The following is a 19,063-nucleotide window of genomic DNA, read 5'->3' as shown; positions in this document are numbered from 1 at the left end:
CCGGTTGCCGGGCACCGCCCCCAGTGTCGCCAGCGCTTCATTGGCGGTTCTTGCGCCTGTCCCGCCACACTGGATCGGTATCAATCCGGTCTCCAGAGTCCCGGTGTCATCAAATGACCAGACATGGCCGCCTTGCGTATTGTATGACCCTGTACGGTTATTATCTGTCACGTACAAATAGGTACTGCTATTGCCGCTGAGTAACCGGGTCTCACCGGTAGGCAGGCCAATGAGACGCCCGGCATTTCTGACGGTTTCCCGTAAGCCAAGGTTGTCCACAAACGCCGGTTTATCCGGAATGTCCGCCCCGTTCTGGTTCTTTGCCAGTCGGGAGTTGGCATTGTCATTCACATGTCTGACTGCTCTCGGTGTCGCTGCCTGAGTTTCGTTGTTGCTGTCTACAGAATTATTGAGTTGCGCAATGCCTTGCTGAGATAGAGTTGCATCTGGAAGTTTGTCTAACGTCGAAATAGCCCCCAGACCCAAGTTACTACGCGCACTTGCTTTATTAGTAACATCAGCTAGATTGTTGGATTTCCGCAAAAATAACCCATCAGGATCCGCCAGCACATTTTGCCACCCTATCGCGGTGTCACTGTCCGGGTCTGTCATGTTCCCGTCTACAGTATTCCACCAAATCCGTTTGCCGTCTGCACTGAGGACTACAGCCCCAATGCTATACCCTAGAATAGCCCGACAAAACTCCGCATTGAATGTGTATAACCCACCTGATTGCAAATAACGCAGCGCTGCTGTGATATCGTTCAGTAACCCGTTAAAATCTTTGCCGTGTGGTGGTATCCCACCCGCCGAAATCGGTGTCATTGTTGAGGGCGGAAATCCACTGTCATAGGTCGCATTACCACTGGATTTAGTTTTTTCTGTTGCCGCATCTGGGATCACGTTCTTATCACCGGTACTAGCAAATGGGACTAAAATTTGTCGTGGTTTATCATTTAATTTCATTGTTGTACCTTTTGAATAATTGAAACACTCACCCCTGCGGGATATGGCAGCGCATCGGATGATTGAACTATTCCCAGTTCGGCTGTAGATAGCTCAAACTCAAACACGTAGCTCATTCTCAAGCCACCATCATTTTTCACATACGCCTGCCCGCTCTCTCCGAACATATAAATCAACATGCGATTAATATTCGGAACGGTGCAATCGGTGATATTCGACATTGCTTTCATCATGATGAGTTTTCGATACATTGCGTCAGTCAGCTCGACTGTTTTTGTTGATGTTCCGCCACCATAAAACGGTGCCTGATTAAATGGGCGCGGGTCGGAACGTTCTGGCACCGAATGACGAGCCTCACTGAACCCCAGATATTGAAAATCATCCCGAACAGTTAACAGGCGATTAACACCCACAATCTTTCCCCACACATCTAACCCGTAGGTTTCTGCGGTTTCGATATTCCAAATCAGGTCATAAAAATTATCGATAAACTCGTCGGGGGATACTGCGGAATTGAAGCTATTAATGATGGAATTCAATTTAGGGCTGGCGGCGTATTGGGCGAGTATGGTCTCGGCCACATTTTTCACATTAGACCTCCATCATATTAATCATGATATTGGAACTATCCAACGTGGGTATCTCATCAATGCCAAAACTCACCGCGGCATCATAACGAGCGGCATCCCTGCTCAGGGTAATGCTGACAATATCAATATTTGCCTGATCAATATTATAGACGCCGGAGTAATAGCGTCCGGCATATAATGTTGTTCCTATGCGAGCCCGTGTTCCACCATCAATGCCATTAAATGCATCTTGGACTGCGTTCACAACCAATTCTTTGATATTCGACGACAGAAATTCATTTTTCCGCAAATTAATCCGCACAGAGACGCCGATTGGCTTGACCGTTTCCCACTTGATGACATATTCAGGATATGGCTGCCCATACCCATCCTTATCGACTATCGTGAGCTCTGTATTACCACACATATCAATACCCGGAGGACCACTGTTCCAAATTGCATTAGCGATGTCATCCGCTTTCCCTCCGTAGACTCCTACATAAATTGAATGTGGTAATAATGGGTAGCTGGATGTCCCTGTATTTTTTGTAAAGCCACTATTATTAGAAATAACATACGCATCAACTAAGCCAGCAACTTCCAGTACTGCGGCACGAATAGCCCCTAACGTATTTCTGGAATTGCGGGCAACAGATTGTCGACGACGATATTCAAAATTAGCCCGGCTTTCCTCATTTGCCCCCGGCACACCAGCGGCCTCATTACGAATCCCAGACCAACCGGGTACAGAACTGTATATTGTATCCAGATCCCCAATCTGGCACGGTATTGGACCTACAGTGGTATTCTGAAAAACAATATCAACAGAGCCTGTGGCAGGGATGGTTGCACTGTTCAACGAATGATACAGATAACCGGTTTTATCACGCGCAATACTCCCCGCCGGAATTACCGTCCCGACCATGCCTGTGCATCTCGCTGTTACCGTCGTGCCTGACGCCGGGATCCTGTCCAGAAAATAAATTCGCCCAATCGCATCCTGAAAACGCCCTGAGGCATAGTCCGGGTTTATCTGATTCACGATAGCCAGTAGCTGATCGTTTTTATCTGCAATAATGGCCGAGTCACTCACCGCAATCTGTCCCTGTGGTGATGTCAGACTGGTACTCATCTGACCGCCCATTGCCGTAGACAAATCACTGAGCCGCCCGTTCAATATGTCAATTTCATCCGGCACCAGCAGCCCCGTTTTAGTGAATGTCACTGACGGGACGCTGGTTGATAAATTTACTGTTTTCGTCATAGATTCACCGTCATTTGGTTAAAATTACTGTCTGTTATCACCATCACACCATTAATACTCCGATTTGCATCACTAACTGCGGTACATGATGCAGACTGAACATAAGTCAATTTGAGAGCCTCTTGTTCCATCTTGGCATTGATAAGCTGCGTACCGGGCCAATGTCCAAAAATACGTTGGTAATAAGGAATACCTAGCGTTGTGTCATACCAGCATTCACCCAAGAACGTACTGCACGCACACGCGACATCTTGGGCAACTGCATAGGGATTTTGGGTGATAGCCAGATCGCCCGCTGCGTCTAACATAATGTCCCAGTCATCAGGATTGAGACGTAATGAACAGGTTTGCACTCAGTCCTCCAATAAAAGAAAACCCCACCGAAGTGAGGTTGTTGCAATAAAAAAACCGCAATTAAGCGGCGTTAGATGTGAAAAAGGCTCATATTGAGCAGCCTTGCCAAATCATTTATTTAATATTAGATTAGATTAAAGTTTAATCACTGAGGTTTATCATGAACACTAACGCATATACCCTGATTGGGCGCGCTACCTGTCAGTTATTGGATAAAAACACACCGATATGTAACGAAACCATCGCCGAGGTTGTGTTTAGTATTTTTCATGCTGAATATTCAGGTGCCTACGATGAACAATGCGAGGCATTCAATGATGCCATGAAGTTATTGGTAAATAATCCAATAAAATAGTTGTAAGCTCATAGTTTATTGCTGGTAGATACAAAAAACCCGCTCGGGGGCGGGTTAGTTATATAGCTTATCTTTACTTATGATGTTGACTATATGATGGCAAGATTCAGGTGATAGCGGCCTTGGTTCCCACTTTGATAATTCGCTGGGAGGTAGATCTACGGCACTCCACGGAATGATACCTTTCATACCGATACCACGAGGAGTTAACACATCTGAAAATTTCTTTTGAGTGACATCATAGATGCGAACTTCACCTAATTCAATAATTTTGCTAGCCCATAAAGAGCCACCCGATAGGCTCTGGATACTATCACAGATAATATATTCGTGTTTCAATAATAAGCTGTTATAAATCGAACTAGCAATTCCGACTCCTCGGAAATTTTTATCTATATAAACGGCTTTTATCTGCTTGCCAGTTTTAATTGTTTTCTTATCGACAAAATTAAAATCACTGTACGCAATCCTCCCAACCAATATATTTTCTGATGGCTCATGCATATCAAGAGAAATTAATTCATTGATAATATGCTCAGTGTGGTATCCACATTCCCTCAAGCGTTCTGCATGCTCAGAGTAAAAATTAGGAGTGGAGCACCCCATATAGACTATTTCTGAATAGTAATGGTATTCACTCCCAACAAGAGCATATTCTGTTATTTTAAGCAGATCATCATCTTCTGATGATAAATGATAATATTCATCAATAACACTCCTTGAGACGTAACTTGGCTTTTTGCTCAAGTCCTTTGAATACGAACTGATAAGATTAGGAGCCATCGCTATCCCTATGAGAATTTAATGGGTAGTCGTTATTTTGTAATTATCAATGAAATTTTTAATAATAGACTCGATATGTTTCATGATGGAACTAATATTGCCATCAAATTCTGGATATTGTTTTTCAGGAGCAACGAGATATTTAAATTTTTCCCTTCTGACAATTAACTCAGCAAATGGCACAACATAGAAATCATCACTCTTATTATCATCTTTAAGAGTCACTATAAATAATTGTCTATTAATATCTTGCCTTACACTGAGGCGAAGGACGTTAAAAAGCTTATCCGTGCTCTTGTCCTTAAAAGAATCAATAACTTCTGTCAAGTGGCTGATAGTCTGTATAGATCTGGTATGTTCAGTTCTCATATAGCCCCCTAACGTTATGAAATTAAAGTAAATAGACGATTAGAATTTATCTCATTGATAAATTACCTTAAGGTAATCATAGGGGCATCTTGATATCAAATCAACAACCGAGGTTGTATTTCTTTTGTTTCATTGACCATTAAAACGTATCAAAATGTTTCAGTTTTTAGCCATCCGTGACTAGCAGTTAAGCGGCGTTATGTGATTAATCAAATTTTACTATTTATCTTCCAGTGCCTTAATGATATCTGCATATTTAGTTTGAGTATGCAGCAAGGCTTTCCTGAACGCTTCGGAACGAGCATCATCAATAGAGTTAGCTGCATCAGTAGACTCACGCTTTGAATTATCAGCCTGTCTCGTTATCTTTTGGATGTCGTTAGCTTTTTCCATATGCACCTCTTTTTCTGTATGTGTACAGATTAGCAGCACCAATAAGACAGTCAATGTATATAATGCAGATCTAGTTACAAGCCGTCCGTGGCTTGGGGTTATGCTGGTAAAGACTCCTGTCTGAGATTATGTAGTATCCGCCAGTTATCCATCTGAACAGGCTTAATTTGAATATGTTCCGTTGCCTTCTCAAGAATGCGACGTGCTTCGTTGGATTTTCTAATGGCTCTGCGCGGATGTTCAGCATATGCACCAGCAAGTCTATGCCCTGCAATGCTAAGTAATGGTTCTACATCAATCATATGGTGAGCCATATCAATTGAGTATTTCCATAGCCAGCATAGGATTTGCAAATCGTCGTCGGATATCTGTTTAACTTCTGAAACAGATAGTTCCTCTTTACCCAAGAACTCACCTTCAATCGCTTTAGTCGCCAGATACTCTATCGCAGAGGGAAGCTGGTTATGGGTTAACTCATTTATACTGTTGACGCCAAATTCATGATGAACCATTTGGAACAGCTTTTTACTATTGAGTCCGTATTTACCCATGAGGACATTAACCAGTCCGCGAAGAGGTGTCCTATCTTGAGTCGAGGTCTTCTTCGCCTTAACCTCACCAGTAGTCCAGTATTCATAAAGAACGTCGTCGCACTCTTCCTGATACCGGATAACTTTATCCCTGATAGATGCTTTAACTTTATTTGGGCTGATAGTGGCTAACCAACCAGCAAGTTTGCGGAGGGCTAGGCAAACCATTGATTGTGAACCGCCTTTTGAAGGTATAACGATTTCCGTGATACCTTTTGAGAAGCGAGTTTTTAACTTCTCTAACTGCGATTGCCAAGCTAGCCCCATACCATCAACAATAGGCTTCATCGGTACATATGGTTCGCCGTTATAATTAACGACATATAGATCTGAGCCATGAAATGGGACGTTAATAGTTTTACTTGGTTCATTAACTGGTATACTTAACATGTCTATATTCCTGCAAGAGTTGTAGATGTTGTATAAGAAGCCCTGACTGTTCCACCAGTTGGGGCTTCGCCGTTTTAAAGCGACACTATTTATTACGTGATTGTAACTTTCTGTAAAGATAACCTTTGTGAATTTGGGAAGCGCCTCGTAAATCAAATTTATAGCGAGTTAATCGGTTGCATTGACTCCGTAGCACTGATAATTTAACTATCCCTCTCCGCCATCCTTGGCCTTCAAATCCTTAAGCTGCTTTTTCCACACTCAACATCTTAGCCAGTTTGGAAATGCCTTTCGGAGTGATGCGAACCTGTGTTGTCGTTTTTTCGCTACCATCATTTTTCATGACTACCGTTACCTTATGTTCAAGATAGCCAGTCTGAATCTTGTCTTGATATCCAGTCCACACATCCGAACCAATACGACGATAAATCCAATGATTTTCTTTCAGGATGTCAAAAAGAACCTTGGGACGAACCTGTAACTGTTTCGCGGTATCAGTAACACACATAGAACCGTCTGATTTTGCGATACGCTCCAGTGCTGCGACATCTGGTTTCATTTCTTCGACCTTGTGCTCAAGTTCCGCTTTCTGTTCTGCTAAGTCAGCGGCAAGGCGAAGTGCTTCGGGTAAGGATTGGGGGATCTGAGGCTGAGACAGCTTGTTTTCCAGTTCCTGCCAGCGGTCAACTAAACGAGCGGTAAATTCAGGGGATAATTGAGCGACTACAATAATGCTATCGCGTTTGCCTTGTTCGCCTGAGAACATAAAACATGTAACCGGACGGCCTACAGTGGGCTTTTCCTCCAATGGAGGAGAAGTAATTACCCCACGTTTTGCCAATCTTTCGATGGCACGTTTGACATTATCGTGTCGAGAATCGACCAGCTCCGCGATCTCAATACTTGACATAGTGACAGCTTGTGTTGCAGGTGCTAAAATTTTCATAGCGTTATTTTCCTCGTAAAGATTTAACGTTTTAGAAGCCTCGTTGGTTCCAGCCTTCGAGGTTTCGCTTTTATTGTGCTGCATGTCCTTTCTCTTCTCTCAAACATTTTGCTAATCGCATTACAATCGCTGAATTCAAAGAAATAAAATCCATCCCTGCTTTTTCTTCCAGCTCCTTCCGCATTGAGTCCGGCAATCTCAGGCTGAATTGAGTGCTTTTGTTCTGGCTGTGTAATTCATTATTCATATAGTATCCCCTTAATAAAAACCAATTTAGCATTAAAACCAACTTGGTGCTAAAACCAATTTAGCATCATTTATAAATATGTCAAGTTGGTGCTATGATTAATTCATCATAACTTGAGGTGAACCATGACTAAGAAATACCCAAGCCAAGAAATGGATAGGTTTAATGTCCGTATGCCTGCTGGCATGAGGGATGAAATAACAAAAATGGCTGAACTCAACAGCAGATCCATGAATTCTGAAATAGTCCAGATGCTACAAGATGCACTAGATGCTTCAAAAGGACGCATAAGTTTAGGTGAAAATGAGCGTGAAAAGGCCATCGAAGGTATGCTGGTTAAATTGCGCAGACATACGCATGAGCAAGATATGCTAATCAATGAGCTAGTTCGAACTCTAGATAAAAAATAAGCCCATTGGGGCTTTTAGCATATGGTCATAGTTTACCGTTGAATAATATCTTCTAAGTTACCTAGTTCTTCGTGATGGAGAAGAAATATTCCACCAGCAAAAAACCGCAATTAAGCGACAGAGTGAACACCGATGAAATATTTAAAAAGTTTTGCAGCATTAGCGTTATCAGTACCTATGATGGCGTTCTCTGCATCTCCTATTATTTGTGAAAACGAATCCCCTGAGCATTCAATTACATCTATTTGGCCTTCACTTTATTTATCCGACCCAAATACCCTTTGTTTTGATGTTAAAGGCTGGCCTGAATTTTCCGGAACAAACTGCGTTAAAAATGGCAAGAGCGCTAAATGGACCGGTCTTGTTATCGTTTCTGAAGATGGTGAATCTCATGGGCGAGACTCTACTAATTTCCGCGTCATGAACCCAACCATCACGGATGAGAGAATAGAATACCAGATAGAATGGTCTCGTGGGGACGAATGGCGCACTATGCAGAACGTAGCCATCAATCGACTTACCGGTGGTGCGGTAAGTTACTTTATTAATGAGCATGGTGGAGACAGCTACCAGTGCAGGATTTCAAATAAATCAATTTAAATCAATAAGATATGGAATTTATTTATCTTCAACAATCAATGTAAACCATCCTTGATGGTAACCACAAAATAAGCCCCATAAGGGGCTTTATACATAAAAGTTGTTTATCGTTGATATGATGTAGTTATAACGTTATTTCTTGATATGTTTTATATAAACTATTCCCTAATAAAAATTTTAGTTCTTTTTGTGTCCTAAAGAACACATCAGATACTTCGGAAGAGAAATATAACAAAAATATATTAGTGATAGAGCTGATAATTTTATGTAAGTTTATTATTTGCTTGGATTTTACCGTCTTATAATCATCATTAACTAATTCGTTAAAAGTTGCTGTAAAATTTAAATCGGCTTTAGGAGAAGAGTGAATGTAATAACAAGACCTAATATAACAGTCATGCAAATACTTCCAATTACTTTTAGAGTGATTTTTTTCTTTTTTTAAAAACTCAAAATCTTTCCGCCTAACTGTTCCGTCAAAATCGCCACCTTTGTATTTTTTATTTAAAGCTATTCTTGATACATGTTCAATCATGGATCTAATGTTTAAATGAACATATCTTTCTCTGCCATTCATTATAGATATAATAGCATTAAGAATGTCATATATAATCCCATTAACATAACTCTTATTATTTAAACTCTCTCTATTAAGGAGGATTAAATTATAAAGCATTGCTTGTTTTATCATGCTAGTCATTAGATTGATATCATTCCCATTCTTAATAACACTACCAACAATCCTTTTAAATTCATCTAATTCTTTTTTTATAGAGAACGGATCATTAGTTAAAAACATAATTATTCCTTCTTAAGGATACCTTCAATCCATTTATCCATATTAGATAGCGCATTACCTTTTTTGTTGTTTTTTGCAACAGGTTTTTTCTCATTTTTTAATTCATGGTTATTTATTATGTAATTAACAGTCAATGAGGATAGATTTTCTATTTCTTTATTACTTAACTCAATGATAACTCTGCTTATTTTTGCAGAAATAAGCGTTCTAGATCTTACAGTATAGGGTAAAAATACCACTTTAAAAACATTATCCAAGTATAATGCAACCTCTGAATTTTTCTTAAATATTTCCTTTGATAAAATTAAAGTAATAACCAATCCAAGAAAAAACTCCTTATTAACATTTCCATGTTTTAATTTTTTTATCATATTCAATATTTCTATTGACTTATCCATTTTTAATCCTCTCTAGCATGTCTACTCTTTCAACAAATTCATGGCAAATATTTTCTATAGCTATTCTTGATTTATTATAGCATGAAGGAATATTTCCGCGCAGCCCAACCATCAGGTGTCTTTCATAGGGAAGGCCATTATTGAAAAAGTATAACGAACTAAATTGTTGTTTTGTTTCAAAATCCTCCTTTATCCTGCTTGTCTTCTGAGTTGGATTTCTATTAGTATTTGTATAAATAAATCCTAAATGTTCTATAGTTAGGCTGTGATTATCTTTAAGGTTACGAACTACATTGAGTAAACTTGTTGCACCCAATATTGAATAATAATCTATTTTTACTGGAACTATGTAATAATCTGATGTAACCAAAGCAGAATCAGTGAATAAAGATATCGTAGGTGGGCTGTCTATAAGTATATAATCGTATTCTTCACGTAGATTATTACTTCTTATAAACTCACCAATCCTCTTTATTCTTACAGCTTCTTGAGTAGTGTCAAATATGATATTAATATCCCCTAATATCATATGTAGGTTATCTTCAACCTTAATTATCACATCACTTGCCTGTGCTGTTTTTACTCTATTCATAATTGTTGTTTGAGTTTCAAATATACGTCTTATTGTTCTGTTATCCTTAAGATATTTATTTATATATTCATCGACACGATCATATTTTCCCATTAATGATTGTGTCGCATTAAACTGCGGATCAACATCAATAATAAGAATTTTCTTATTCATATAATTAGCAAGATATTCTCCGATACCAACACATAACGTAGTTTTACCAACCCCACCTTTCATATTTATAAAGCTTATTATTGGAGCAGTCATAATCAAAAAGTACCTTTATTATTATCAATAACAAACATACTACAGTAAAAATATAGTGTTAGTTATGGTTTTTTTATACAGTACTGTATAAAAAAACACACTTAATTACAATGTAAGTCCGAAATTAACTTATGAATTATGATCTAATTAAATAAATATATCATATATTTATCAGTTGGTTATGTTATATTTCATGGTTTTAGATATATGGGTTTTTATTTTTATATTTATATTTAGCAAAGAGAAAAATAATAACGTATAATAATTTTTGACATTATCACATATCATTAAATTTATGGACTGAAAATATAACAAAGTTTATTTCTTTATATTATTTAACTCGCCGAAAGTATAGTATTTAATTATTCCAAAATCTGAATTGATAAATTCAATTGAGAATTCATTGAAGGTGAATAGAAGTTAATCCCCGCGCATGCGGGGAGCATTCGCGATGAAAGTCAGATCAAAGCCATCCGTGTCCTTGGTATTGCTGATGTTACTTAATAACTACTTTTTTGATAAATCTCGGTGAGATCATCAAAAGTAATTATATTGTTTAAAACCATCAAGGGCAGTGTAGGTATTACTGTAAAAGGTTCAGACTTACACCCACCTAACCGATCAGCAAATATATTGTCAAAATATGACTGTCCTGCAATATAAGCGCGCCTATATTTTATGTTAACAGGCTCAAGATAAGCCTTTATATATGGCGACACATCAGAAATGAAGACTTTTTTACCAAACTCTTTGGCCTTGCCTTCATATAGATTCTGATCGCTGTAATCCAAGGAATAAGCGGACAGAGCAGAAAAATATCTCATCCTTGTAACGTCATCACATGCCTCTGAGATATTCATCTTTTTACCATTAATTTTTGTTTTCTCTCTGTTATTAATTCCGACCAAGACAAAAAAATAGTTTGATAATGTGGCGCTATAGCATTTGTTATTTTTGCAATGATTCATTTGAGCCGAAAGTAATCTACTAAGTGACTGAAATGAATTATTATTCTGTGTTATCTTTTTCGCCGAAACCATAAGCTTATCAACGTTAGGCTTAAGTTTCTTTACCTCTTCACAAGCTTTTTTCTCGTCAAGATCACTTGAAATACACCCTGCTGCCAAAGATTGAAATGACAAGAATAACGCTGCTAGTATTACTGATTTTTTCCACGAAAAAAACTTCATCATCACTCCGGTTTGTTGGTTTTTGAATCACCTGATTTTACCCCACTATGCACATGTGATGAAAGGTTGATTCCGTTACCTGTGATTTCACCCTTGGCATCAATGGAGCCACCGAATTTAGCATCACCGCCATGACTGCCTCCGCCCTGAGTTACAGCACCGTTCAATGTAATAACGGGGGCATTTACAGTATAGGAGATGTTTGCTGTTACTTCGACTTGTGGTGCATTGACGTTAATCTTATTCGGCGAAACGATATTTATCTGATTGTCAGCGAACTCAACATACTGTGTTGGCTCAGAGTTCAATACACCGCCAAGATAGATGGCATCCGATAGGTTATGCATCATAAGAGAGCCGGGCATTGCTGGTTTTCTAGTGGCCTTTACTACGCTGATATCTCGATCACATATGGCAATCACTCCGATATCACCTATAACCGGATTCATAATCACAGCACTGCTACCACGCTGTAGACGCCAAATAGGAATATTATAAATAGTTTCCTTTTCTATTGGCTTTCCATTCGCCGTCATTGCATGAACCATTGGTTTTACATCCACGACATTCTCTCTGACATTAACAACATGAGCTAAAGTGATAAAATGATTGCGGCCAAGAAACTGACGCATGATAAAATCCTGAGAGTTTGCATCACTGTTTAGGTCAACCGGATCGATATTTAACTTACCCACTATTCTTCTCCTTCCCCATAGGCTTCAATATACATGAGGTGTGCCACTGACCGCCTTCAATCCAAGAAGTCAAATGATGTTCAGCACTTGTGGCTATATAAACAGCACTGGCATTAGGTAATGATGTTTTTAATTCCACTTTTCGACCAATTACCAGTTCTGGCTCAAACATAGTAGTAATGCTCAATCCTCTCCCCGTAAAAACCGGATAACCAATCAAACCATTTTCAGGAGAGATAAATAGCGTAGAACCTCGTCGCGTCCCATTTTTAGGCCATATAGTGACTTTATCTGTGTCAATATCGATATATGCATTCACGGATTCAGCAGCTTGAAGCATTTGCTGAACTATATTGCCGTCAAAATAAGGATTCGGTCGAACACCTGTTACCCCTGCATTTTCATATGCCAATCCAATAGATTTCGCCATTGGCATAATGATGTTATCAATGGGGACGTCACCAGCCGCACTAAATGGAGCTACGGCCTGCCCCCTCAATTTAAACATCATGTCAGCAGCGATGATTAGCGGGACATCAGGCATCTGATTGAAGTCAGCATAAGCATCTCGAATAATTCCCTCAAAGATCAGCTTTTCTCCCGCCCAGACACGCATCTGGTTCATCGGTGCACCATCCACCCACATGGATTTACGACTGAGAGTTGTCATTTGTGAATCGCTTAATCCCCAAAGATGCAGCGTGACCTCCGTTCCACTCACGCCACCATATGCGCCGATAGTGACATAGCAGCGCATATTACTGATAGTGAGGGTATCGCCGCCACCCTGAAAGGTCTTGCCCTGCTCAAGGGTAAATTCCACTTTGATATTGCGTTGAATATAACTCATGAGTTCATTTCATCCGGTGTGAGGTAATAGAGTTTGTAACGAGTGCCTAAACCTTGCCATTCGGGATCAGAACTGCCTTCCAAATCAGCGAAGAAAAGCTCCCCTTTAAATGGCAGATAGGGGTAGCGCACTATCTTGTTGCAATTGAGGCACAGAACCCCCTGAAAACAGGGGTTATTGTCAGCGGTCAAATCCATGTACATTCCAGTACTGCGTTGGTACAGGCGAATACTGCATACCTGACCATTGAGTGTGACGGTCAAGCGCTGCGCCTTAAGTGATTTAAGTGTGATTTCTTCAATCATGTTAGATTCTTAGCAAGGTCTTTGACCGCAGTATTCAGGTTATTTGAGCCATCAATAATGGCTTGAGATAGTGGCTCCGTTACCGTACTGGCTGCTTTTTGCATGGTGCTGCCTACCTTATCCGTTACTTGTCTGGCTGCATTCAGAACAGAATTACCCAAGCCCGTCATCGCCTTTTTGACGTCTGTCAGCGTTGGCGGTTTAGTGCCGCTATTGGATTCTTTAGTTTCCAGACTGGGCGCTTTAGAGTCCTGATCCGGCTGCGACTTCGCCTGTGCTGTTTTGCCACTAATAGTCACCTCAGCCACATCCATAACAGCCTGAAATACTGCGTTCACAATCAGTAAAGTGACACCGCTTTCACTTCTAATCCGGTAGTCATACTTGATAAGGTCATAGGAGGCATAAACCCTATCCGGTGTTTCAATATCGTAGACTTCCGCAGTGGTACACATCTTTTCCAGTGTTTCCAGAACATCGGTGCGCGATGTTAATGTGAAGTTGGTCAGGTTAGGCAAAGAACCAGAGAACCCTGACCATCCCTCAACGGTGAATGTCACGCGAACCTCGGAAGGACGTTGAACCTTGTTAAACGAGGTATACGTACCTTTTTCCAGCGGGGCTGTGGCAATGGTCGCTTCACTACTAATCTCTACCGAAATGTAAGAGGTTGGGGAGAACGGCTTATGGCCTGCTTTTTCACCCTTTGAATAATAAATGCCATAGCCCGGAGACAGAACACTGTTGATAATCGACAATATTCCACCACCACGAGCAGCATTCATTAACGTGGTTTGATTCAGTGAAAACATTACGTTGTCCCCATTCCTGCGGTGCTGGTGAGAGAGACATGTGAGCGCCCGATATCACGAGCGTCACTGACAACACCTTTAACTGAGCTGGCGTTAGAACTGACCTGCAACGTGCCAATGTGAATACTGTCAGTCACCGTAGAATGACTAGTAGTGACGGACTTACGAGATTGTGCAGCCATCAATGCACCGGGCTGCGGTAATGACTGAATGATGTCGTTCCGGTTGATATAACCAGCCCCGTTCTCGTGCCGGATAATGCCCTCCATCAAATCGATAATTTGCTGAACGTTTGCGGTATCAATTTTCTGGTTGGCATCAATTCCCAGCTTACGGGTCAGAGCGGCAATATAGGCATCGACTTTGTTCCCGTCAGCGGCTGGCGCGTACTTTTTAACGATGGACGAAATCGTATTAATGCCACGACCAAAGTAGAGCTGTAGTTGTCGGTATAGCGCGGCAATCCCCTCTTGCATGGTGGAGAACACCGCAAAGCGTCCATTCTCTCCACCTTCTTTCACAGCACCTCGTTGCTTTGCAAAATTCAGGTTGCCGGGGTTATTGTTTCGGATGCCACGCGGTATTTTTCCATCTGCGGGTAGGGAAATAGCCGGTGCAAAAGATTGCTGAGGAAGTAGCTCTCTGGGTAAAGCCTTAATGAGCTTTTCAATGGAGTCTGTAAGCTTATCCAGAGTGGTTTTCAGCCAGTTATTGCTGTATTCCATCTTCTGCTGGAGTTCAGCCTCTGCCCTCAGAACGCGGTCGTTCTCGCGTTTCTCTTCTTCCCGGAGTTGCGCTTCGTCTATTGATTTATTGGTACCATTTTCGGTAGGCGCCGATTTACCATCAAGTTTTGCCTGATATGCCTCATATTCTTTTTTACTAAAAAACGAGGTCCAATCGCTCGCCAGATACAATCCATACGAATCAAGTGTATTTTTTGTCTCTTCTCCAACAATCGAAGTCGCGACTGACTCCACCGGATCATACATTGCATATCCAATAGCACCGTATATCCCGGCTTTTCCTATCAATCCTCCAAGCTTGCCCTTTCCTGCGCCTCCACCCAAACCACCAGCGCCCAACATCCCAGCGGCAGCTTTGTAAATTCCCATTAGCCACCCAGCGAGCTTCAATCCAATCAGAGCAAGGATGACAGTTTTCCATCCACCCACAGCACCAGCCGCTTCATTAGCAACCGTGATAATTTCCTGAATAGTGGATAAAAAGCCATTAACTGCCTTTTCGATGGCATCAGGATTACTCGCCATCCATGCCGCCAAGTCCTCCAGCCATTGATTAAACTTATCGATATGAGGCGCTAATGCTTCCATCAATTGAATCTGGATTTTTTCGAATGACTGACTGGTTTTCGTCCATTGGTGTTGCCAGCGTCGGGTTATCTCTATTGCATTATTATTAACACCAGAATTGTCAGTGAACTCATCGACGGTTTTTAGGAACTTTCCAGACGCGAAAGCTTGTTGTAGAGAGTAACCAATGTTTAAATTGCTACCGTATGCCTGCTGCTGGTCTTTATTCAGCACTGGAAAGGCGGTAACGATTTTCTTAAAAATATCCTCTGTGCTTTCGTTGGCAAAATCGATATTCAACCCAGCCTGACCAGTAATTTTTATCAGTTCCTGAACTAATGGATCGTTTGCCTCTCCCGCCCTCAGCTTGGCTTTTGCATCATTAATCCGGGCAAAACTCCCTACAATCTCATCAGCACTGGAACCAACTGATATCGCCGCCTTTGACCAGCCATCTAACCGCTTGGCCGACATGCCGAAAGCATCTGCATTAGTTGCCAATTGTGTCAATTTCCCTGTCAGACTGGTGAGCATGTTTTTAAGGCTACTCAGTGACAGAGTGACCCCAGCCAATGCCAAAATCTGACCGCGAATACTGGAAAAGAAGGAGGAGGCTTTTTTCCCTGCGGCCTCCATCCCTTTAGCAGTCTTATCAGCGTTCTTGCCTGTTTCTTCCAGTGATTCGCCCGTCTTCTTCTCGCCATCCTCATACGCTGCGACAACTTTCTCCATGACCTGAGTCAGCTTGTCCATTGCCGCAGTGACAGCCTGTTCGCCAGCGCTAAAATCCTTTGAATCCAGTCCCAGTGTGATGACCAGTTCATCAATAACGTTTGCCATTAATTATCCCCTTGCATAACACGGGCGTTGTGATTGTCCACCTGAATGATTTCGAGCATCGTCCACATATCTTCCACGCCATAGACGGTATCCAGTTCAGCGAGCGTCGCTTTACCGGCGGCAATGACAGCGGCAACAGTTTTGGGGACGTTGGTGTATTCAATCAGACCGAACGGCCTGTCAGGGTTGGTGTAGCGGGGCGGAATATCTAACGGCTGGCGGTATCGAAAAAATCCACATGTAATTTGAATACCTCTCCGCGCAGTTTCAGACGGGTCGATATTTCATCAATGTCATTTTCCACCAGCGCCCTGCGAACTTCCTTGTTGGCAGGGTTAGGAACCGCCTGAATGCAACTCATTAGCTCATCCAGCAGCGGTTTTGCATCATCCGGCGGGATATGGGAGATAGCTTTCAATCCTTCCACGGCCATTGCTGCCATTCCCATCTGGCGTAGATTGTCGGGAATTTCTACACCACCTTTCCCCATTGCCATCAATGCCCGCATCGCCCACCACTCAGCTTGGGACGCGGCCATTTCCTGAATGAAGAACACCTTACCCTTGTCCCGGTTATCCGTGTCGATAGTGATAAATGTTTCTTTCCGTGCCATTAGTTAAATGCCTCCGCTGTGATGGATTCCCACTCGATAACTGCCTGACTCGCCTGTAACACGCGTCCTGCATCCGGTAAGGCTTTCCACTGTTTCAGTACGCCATTCACGCAGGAATACTTGCGTTTCAACGAGGGCAGAATGACCGTGGCATTACAACGAAATACAGCAGCACTGGCCCTTGAGGTGGTCGCCCATGTATCGAATATATCGCGACTGTCGGAGTCCGGCATGATGTAGAATGTCTGGGCGATGTTGCCGTAGATAAAACCCGCTGACAGCTTGCCGTCTGCTCCGCGCACGGTCTCGGCCAGCTCTAACGCCTCAGTGCCATAAATATTGTCAGCCGCAAAGCCCTGTAGCTGTACGCCGGACGGGTAAAGGTTGGTGACTGACAGTGTGATGATAGCGTCAGCCGCCGTGATAGAATTCGCCATTATTGAACCTCCGTTGATGCCAATGTCAGTTTCTGAATACTGCCGCCATCGCAATACCACAATGAACAGCTAGGGCTGGTGCGTTCCACACGGATTGAGGGCAGCATGTCCCCGATATGCAGGTAGTAGCCAGTGGCAAATACAGTGGAAGAAACATCTTCACCGACTGCGTTAATGATTTCTTGCTTCTGTGCCGCACTCAGGTTGACGCCTTCACGAATGCCTCCCCATGTCTTAAATTGCTGGATAACATCTGTCATTGAGGTAGCCACCAGCGCACGCCCGGCATTGTTGTAGGGGATAGTCTTGTTGGATTTAAACAGCGCAATCACCGCCCCTTGCAGGTTGGCATTCAGCCAAATTTGCCCCGCGAAACTGTCCAGCCACTTAAAATCACCGGTGATAGTGCCGTCAGCCCAATAGTTTTCGACAATATTGTTGGCCGCATACTGGCCGTAGAAGTTATATCCATTCGATATCAGCGCATCGTAGGTGATGGCATCGGTAACATCGGCACTCAGCCCGTCAAACTCACGGAATTTAAACGGTACACGTCCCTCTCTGCGGACAAAATCCAGTGCCGCCGCATAGCCTAATACCGCCGCCGCTTTCTTGCCATCCAGACAGTAGACCGGAACAATGCCACCATAACTGTTCTGGATAATTTGGCTCGCAATGGTCTTGGTATTCCCTTTAACTTTTGCTATTCCCTCAGTTGTCCATGCCACATAGAAATAGCGTTTTTCCTGAGCGCTGCACCATTCGGCAAACAGTACGCTTTGCTCTGGCGTACATTCAAACGCGGTCGAGAATCCCGCCCAGCGTTGTGACTGACTGGTGATTGCACTGAACAAATCAGCGGTTGAGGGAACATTGGCACCCTGTGACACTCTCGCACCAGCCGCTTCGGTCATTTTCAGCACATCCGCCGCAGTTCCGCTGCCAAATGTGATGGATGAGGCTTCCGGCTTGCCCGCAGTAACTGTGATAATGAATGCCTTATGTGTGGTATCAAAGACCACGTTCGCACTCTCTCCAATCGCGGTTTTTATCTTGGCCGCAGCCTCGGCAAAACTGGTTGAGCCATCCAGATTGATAGCGGCATCCGTTTTTTTGCCGTTGATGGTTAGTGTCAGTGTGCCGGAAATGGTTTTCAGTTCATCGACTGATATCCCCGCTAATGATCCGCTACGCAACCATGCGGCACTGGGTGCGCGGTTGTAACGGGAAAACAGTAATTCTGCGGGTGTTTTCGTGCAGTTATTGAACCCCTGAAAATAGGTTTGGGCCATGCGGTATTCATCCGACGTCCCACCAAAATACGCGGCAACATCTGCGGCAGATGAGAACGACAACACCGCACCAACAGACGCGTATTCACTGTCTGTCAGCAATAGTCCGTTCAGGTCTACCGCATTCCCGACCGCCGCCAGTACGCCGGGGTTAATTTTTACATCTTTACTAATTGGAATTGCCATTTATAGACTCCATCGGAATAGTGCGCGTTGATACGCTATCGAAAAATGCCTGTGGGGCAGTGACAATCGGGTTTATCTGCCCCACAAAGTCCAGTGTCCAGCGGGTTTCCCATTGCTGCTCACCGTTGATAATGCTCAATTGTCGTGGGTCACTGGTGTATAACGGTGTTATAGCCCCACCCAATTGCCGGAATTGCTCAATGGCAAACTCAGATCGAATTACTGTAGCTACCAGCAATGCATTCTTTTCTGCCGTCTG

The 19,063-nt window shown here is 42.5% G+C and carries 27 protein-coding genes; 4 read left to right on the top strand and 23 right to left on the bottom strand.

Translation table 11 applies throughout. The features are described 5' to 3' along the window. From Xhom_RS36985 to Xhom_RS17085, 4 genes are all read right to left on the bottom strand, one after another. Positions 1–966 (bottom strand): tail fiber protein (locus Xhom_RS36985; protein ID WP_244590792.1); only part of this gene is annotated, 966 nt, incomplete at its 3' end. Beyond that, positions 963–1,556, bottom strand: coding sequence for a DUF2612 domain-containing protein (locus Xhom_RS17095; RefSeq protein ID WP_069315450.1), 594 nt, complete (start codon positions 1,554–1,556; stop codon positions 963–965). The genes Xhom_RS17095 and Xhom_RS36985, both read right to left, overlap by 4 nt. Position 1,557: 1 nt before the next feature. Then, positions 1,558–2,799: a baseplate J/gp47 family protein gene (locus tag Xhom_RS17090; protein WP_069315449.1), complete on the bottom strand. Its 1,242-nt coding sequence runs from the start codon at positions 2,797–2,799 to the stop codon at positions 1,558–1,560. Continuing rightward, a complete protein-coding gene (locus Xhom_RS17085) occupies positions 2,796–3,152 on the bottom strand; it encodes a contractile injection system sheath initiator (protein ID WP_069315448.1) in 357 nt (118 codons plus the stop codon). Before Xhom_RS17085 ends, Xhom_RS17090 begins: the two co-directional genes overlap by 4 nt. 161 nt (positions 3,153–3,313) lie before the next feature. Between Xhom_RS17085 and Xhom_RS17080 the strand changes: the two genes are divergently transcribed. Next, positions 3,314–3,508, top strand: a complete 195-nt coding sequence (locus Xhom_RS17080) for a hypothetical protein (protein ID WP_069315447.1) — start codon at positions 3,314–3,316, stop codon at positions 3,506–3,508. A 54-nt stretch (positions 3,509–3,562) separates the two neighbouring features. On the opposite strand, the gene Xhom_RS17075 is transcribed toward Xhom_RS17080, so the two are convergent. From Xhom_RS17075 to Xhom_RS17055, 6 genes are all read right to left on the bottom strand, one after another. Beyond that, positions 3,563–4,291, bottom strand: a complete 729-nt coding sequence (locus Xhom_RS17075) for a hypothetical protein (protein WP_069315446.1) — start codon at positions 4,289–4,291, stop codon at positions 3,563–3,565. Positions 4,292–4,309: 18 nt separating this feature from the next. Continuing rightward, entirely contained in the window at positions 4,310–4,660 is a 351-nt protein-coding gene (locus Xhom_RS17070; RefSeq protein WP_069315445.1) for a hypothetical protein, read from the bottom strand. Positions 4,661–4,879: 219 nt separating this feature from the next. Then, complete coding sequence (locus tag Xhom_RS30560; protein WP_157104594.1) at positions 4,880–5,053, bottom strand: hypothetical protein; 174 nt, start codon at positions 5,051–5,053, stop codon at positions 4,880–4,882. 98 nt (positions 5,054–5,151) lie between these two features. After that, positions 5,152–6,033 carry a phage antirepressor N-terminal domain-containing protein gene (locus Xhom_RS17065; protein WP_069315444.1) on the bottom strand — a complete coding sequence of 294 codons (882 nt, stop codon included), beginning with the start codon at positions 6,031–6,033 and terminating at the stop codon, positions 5,152–5,154. A 241-nt stretch (positions 6,034–6,274) separates the two neighbouring features. Then, entirely contained in the window at positions 6,275–6,979 is a 705-nt protein-coding gene (locus tag Xhom_RS17060) for a phage antirepressor KilAC domain-containing protein (RefSeq protein ID WP_069318400.1), read from the bottom strand. Positions 6,980–7,049: 70 nt separating this feature from the next. After that, positions 7,050–7,226 (bottom strand): Arc family DNA-binding protein, encoded by a 177-nt coding sequence (locus Xhom_RS17055; RefSeq protein ID WP_071933834.1) that lies wholly within the window; start codon positions 7,224–7,226, stop codon positions 7,050–7,052. A gap of 125 nt (positions 7,227–7,351) precedes the next feature. Between Xhom_RS17055 and Xhom_RS17050 the strand changes: the two genes are divergently transcribed. Next, complete coding sequence (locus tag Xhom_RS17050; protein WP_084022971.1) at positions 7,352–7,636, top strand: Arc family DNA-binding protein; 285 nt, start codon at positions 7,352–7,354, stop codon at positions 7,634–7,636. A gap of 132 nt (positions 7,637–7,768) precedes the next feature. Continuing rightward, positions 7,769–8,236 carry a hypothetical protein gene (locus Xhom_RS17045; protein ID WP_069315443.1) on the top strand — a complete coding sequence of 156 codons (468 nt, stop codon included), beginning with the start codon at positions 7,769–7,771 and terminating at the stop codon, positions 8,234–8,236. A 124-nt stretch (positions 8,237–8,360) separates the two neighbouring features. Here Xhom_RS17045 and Xhom_RS17040 read toward each other — a convergent pair whose 3' ends face one another. The 9 genes from Xhom_RS17040 to Xhom_RS17000 all read right to left on the bottom strand — a co-directional run bounded on the left by Xhom_RS17040 (position 8,361) and on the right by Xhom_RS17000 (position 16,276). Continuing rightward, positions 8,361–9,035, bottom strand: coding sequence for a hypothetical protein (locus Xhom_RS17040; RefSeq protein WP_069315442.1), 675 nt, complete (start codon positions 9,033–9,035; stop codon positions 8,361–8,363). 2 nt (positions 9,036–9,037) lie between these two features. Next, positions 9,038–9,433 (bottom strand): hypothetical protein, encoded by a 396-nt coding sequence (locus Xhom_RS17035; protein ID WP_069315441.1) that lies wholly within the window; start codon positions 9,431–9,433, stop codon positions 9,038–9,040. Further along, positions 9,426–10,271 carry a ParA family protein gene (locus Xhom_RS17030; protein WP_069315440.1) on the bottom strand — a complete coding sequence of 282 codons (846 nt, stop codon included), beginning with the start codon at positions 10,269–10,271 and terminating at the stop codon, positions 9,426–9,428. The genes Xhom_RS17035 and Xhom_RS17030 overlap by 8 nt, the downstream gene beginning before the upstream one ends. Positions 10,272–10,771: 500 nt before the next feature. Next, positions 10,772–11,464, bottom strand: a complete 693-nt coding sequence (locus Xhom_RS17025) for a hypothetical protein (RefSeq protein WP_145957472.1) — start codon at positions 11,462–11,464, stop codon at positions 10,772–10,774. Continuing rightward, positions 11,464–12,156 carry a Gp138 family membrane-puncturing spike protein gene (locus tag Xhom_RS17020; protein WP_069315438.1) on the bottom strand — a complete coding sequence of 231 codons (693 nt, stop codon included), beginning with the start codon at positions 12,154–12,156 and terminating at the stop codon, positions 11,464–11,466. Before Xhom_RS17020 ends, Xhom_RS17025 begins: the two co-directional genes overlap by 1 nt. Beyond that, positions 12,149–13,006: a baseplate hub protein gene (locus tag Xhom_RS17015; RefSeq protein WP_069315437.1), complete on the bottom strand. Its 858-nt coding sequence runs from the start codon at positions 13,004–13,006 to the stop codon at positions 12,149–12,151. The genes Xhom_RS17020 and Xhom_RS17015 overlap by 8 nt, the downstream gene beginning before the upstream one ends. Continuing rightward, positions 13,003–13,308, bottom strand: coding sequence for a phage baseplate plug family protein (locus Xhom_RS17010; protein WP_069318399.1), 306 nt, complete (start codon positions 13,306–13,308; stop codon positions 13,003–13,005). Before Xhom_RS17010 ends, Xhom_RS17015 begins: the two co-directional genes overlap by 4 nt. Beyond that, positions 13,308–14,123 (bottom strand): phage baseplate protein, encoded by an 816-nt coding sequence (locus Xhom_RS17005; protein WP_069315436.1) that lies wholly within the window; start codon positions 14,121–14,123, stop codon positions 13,308–13,310. Before Xhom_RS17005 ends, Xhom_RS17010 begins: the two co-directional genes overlap by 1 nt. After that, positions 14,123–16,276, bottom strand: a complete 2,154-nt coding sequence (locus Xhom_RS17000; protein ID WP_069315435.1) for a hypothetical protein — start codon at positions 16,274–16,276, stop codon at positions 14,123–14,125. Before Xhom_RS17000 ends, Xhom_RS17005 begins: the two co-directional genes overlap by 1 nt. An 11-nt stretch (positions 16,277–16,287) precedes the next feature. Between Xhom_RS17000 and Xhom_RS43125 the strand changes: the two genes are divergently transcribed. Then, on the top strand, positions 16,288–16,488 hold the full coding sequence (locus tag Xhom_RS43125) for a hypothetical protein (RefSeq protein ID WP_157104593.1): 201 nt from the start codon (positions 16,288–16,290) through the stop codon (positions 16,486–16,488). Here Xhom_RS43125 and Xhom_RS16990 read toward each other — a convergent pair. The 4 genes from Xhom_RS16990 to Xhom_RS30550 form a co-directional block, all read right to left on the bottom strand. Next, entirely contained in the window at positions 16,485–16,889 is a 405-nt protein-coding gene (locus Xhom_RS16990) for a hypothetical protein (protein WP_069315433.1), read from the bottom strand. The genes Xhom_RS43125 and Xhom_RS16990 overlap by 4 nt on opposite strands. Then, positions 16,889–17,326 (bottom strand): phage tail fiber protein, encoded by a 438-nt coding sequence (locus tag Xhom_RS16985; protein ID WP_069315432.1) that lies wholly within the window; start codon positions 17,324–17,326, stop codon positions 16,889–16,891. Before Xhom_RS16985 ends, Xhom_RS16990 begins: the two co-directional genes overlap by 1 nt. Next, the gene (locus tag Xhom_RS16980) at positions 17,326–18,804 is read right to left on the bottom strand and encodes a DUF3383 domain-containing protein (RefSeq protein WP_069315431.1); all 1,479 of its coding nucleotides are present in this window, start codon (positions 18,802–18,804) and stop codon (positions 17,326–17,328) included. The genes Xhom_RS16985 and Xhom_RS16980 overlap by 1 nt, the downstream gene beginning before the upstream one ends. Further along, positions 18,788–19,063, bottom strand: a 276-nt coding sequence (locus tag Xhom_RS30550) for a phage neck terminator protein (RefSeq protein ID WP_420855268.1), incomplete at its 5' end; no start/stop codon positions are given. The genes Xhom_RS16980 and Xhom_RS30550, both read right to left, overlap by 17 nt.

This window comes from Xenorhabdus hominickii, from assembly GCF_002632725.1.
Lineage (GTDB): Bacteria > Pseudomonadota > Gammaproteobacteria > Enterobacterales > Enterobacteriaceae > Xenorhabdus > Xenorhabdus hominickii.
The sequence above is the reverse complement of the archived record's forward strand: the minus strand, read 5'-3'. Positions and strand labels throughout refer to the sequence as shown.

Bases quoted from the DNA above. Each gene is read 5' to 3' on its own strand.
- Xhom_RS17080 (WP_069315447.1), top strand. From the start codon at position 3,314: ATGAACACTAACGCATATACCCTGATTGGGCGCGCTACCTGTCAGTTA.
- Xhom_RS17030 (WP_069315440.1), bottom strand. From the start codon at position 10,271: ATGACTGCTCCAATAATAAGCTTTATAAATATGAAAGGTGGGGTTGGT.
- Xhom_RS17070 (WP_069315445.1), bottom strand. From the start codon at position 4,660: ATGAGAACTGAACATACCAGATCTATACAGACTATCAGCCACTTGACA.
- Xhom_RS17090 (WP_069315449.1), bottom strand. From the start codon at position 2,799: ATGACGAAAACAGTAAATTTATCAACCAGCGTCCCGTCAGTGACATTC.
- Xhom_RS16980 (WP_069315431.1), bottom strand. From the start codon at position 18,804: ATGGCAATTCCAATTAGTAAAGATGTAAAAATTAACCCCGGCGTACTG.
- Xhom_RS17000 (WP_069315435.1), bottom strand. From the start codon at position 16,276: ATGGCAAACGTTATTGATGAACTGGTCATCACACTGGGACTGGATTCA.
- Xhom_RS17055 (WP_071933834.1), bottom strand. From the start codon at position 7,226: ATGAATAATGAATTACACAGCCAGAACAAAAGCACTCAATTCAGCCTG.
- Xhom_RS16985 (WP_069315432.1), bottom strand. From the start codon at position 17,326: ATGGCGAATTCTATCACGGCGGCTGACGCTATCATCACACTGTCAGTC.
- Xhom_RS17005 (WP_069315436.1), bottom strand. From the start codon at position 14,123: ATGTTTTCACTGAATCAAACCACGTTAATGAATGCTGCTCGTGGTGGT.
- Xhom_RS16990 (WP_069315433.1), bottom strand. From the start codon at position 16,889: ATGGCACGGAAAGAAACATTTATCACTATCGACACGGATAACCGGGAC.
- Xhom_RS30560 (WP_157104594.1), bottom strand. From the start codon at position 5,053: ATGGAAAAAGCTAACGACATCCAAAAGATAACGAGACAGGCTGATAAT.
- Xhom_RS17065 (WP_069315444.1), bottom strand. From the start codon at position 6,033: ATGTTAAGTATACCAGTTAATGAACCAAGTAAAACTATTAACGTCCCA.
- Xhom_RS17045 (WP_069315443.1), top strand. From the start codon at position 7,769: ATGAAATATTTAAAAAGTTTTGCAGCATTAGCGTTATCAGTACCTATG.
- Xhom_RS17025 (WP_145957472.1), bottom strand. From the start codon at position 11,464: ATGATGAAGTTTTTTTCGTGGAAAAAATCAGTAATACTAGCAGCGTTA.
- Xhom_RS17050 (WP_084022971.1), top strand. From the start codon at position 7,352: ATGACTAAGAAATACCCAAGCCAAGAAATGGATAGGTTTAATGTCCGT.
- Xhom_RS17060 (WP_069318400.1), bottom strand. From the start codon at position 6,979: ATGAAAATTTTAGCACCTGCAACACAAGCTGTCACTATGTCAAGTATT.
- Xhom_RS17040 (WP_069315442.1), bottom strand. From the start codon at position 9,035: ATGTTTTTAACTAATGATCCGTTCTCTATAAAAAAAGAATTAGATGAA.
- Xhom_RS17015 (WP_069315437.1), bottom strand. From the start codon at position 13,006: ATGAGTTATATTCAACGCAATATCAAAGTGGAATTTACCCTTGAGCAG.
- Xhom_RS17035 (WP_069315441.1), bottom strand. From the start codon at position 9,433: ATGGATAAGTCAATAGAAATATTGAATATGATAAAAAAATTAAAACAT.
- Xhom_RS17075 (WP_069315446.1), bottom strand. From the start codon at position 4,291: ATGGCTCCTAATCTTATCAGTTCGTATTCAAAGGACTTGAGCAAAAAG.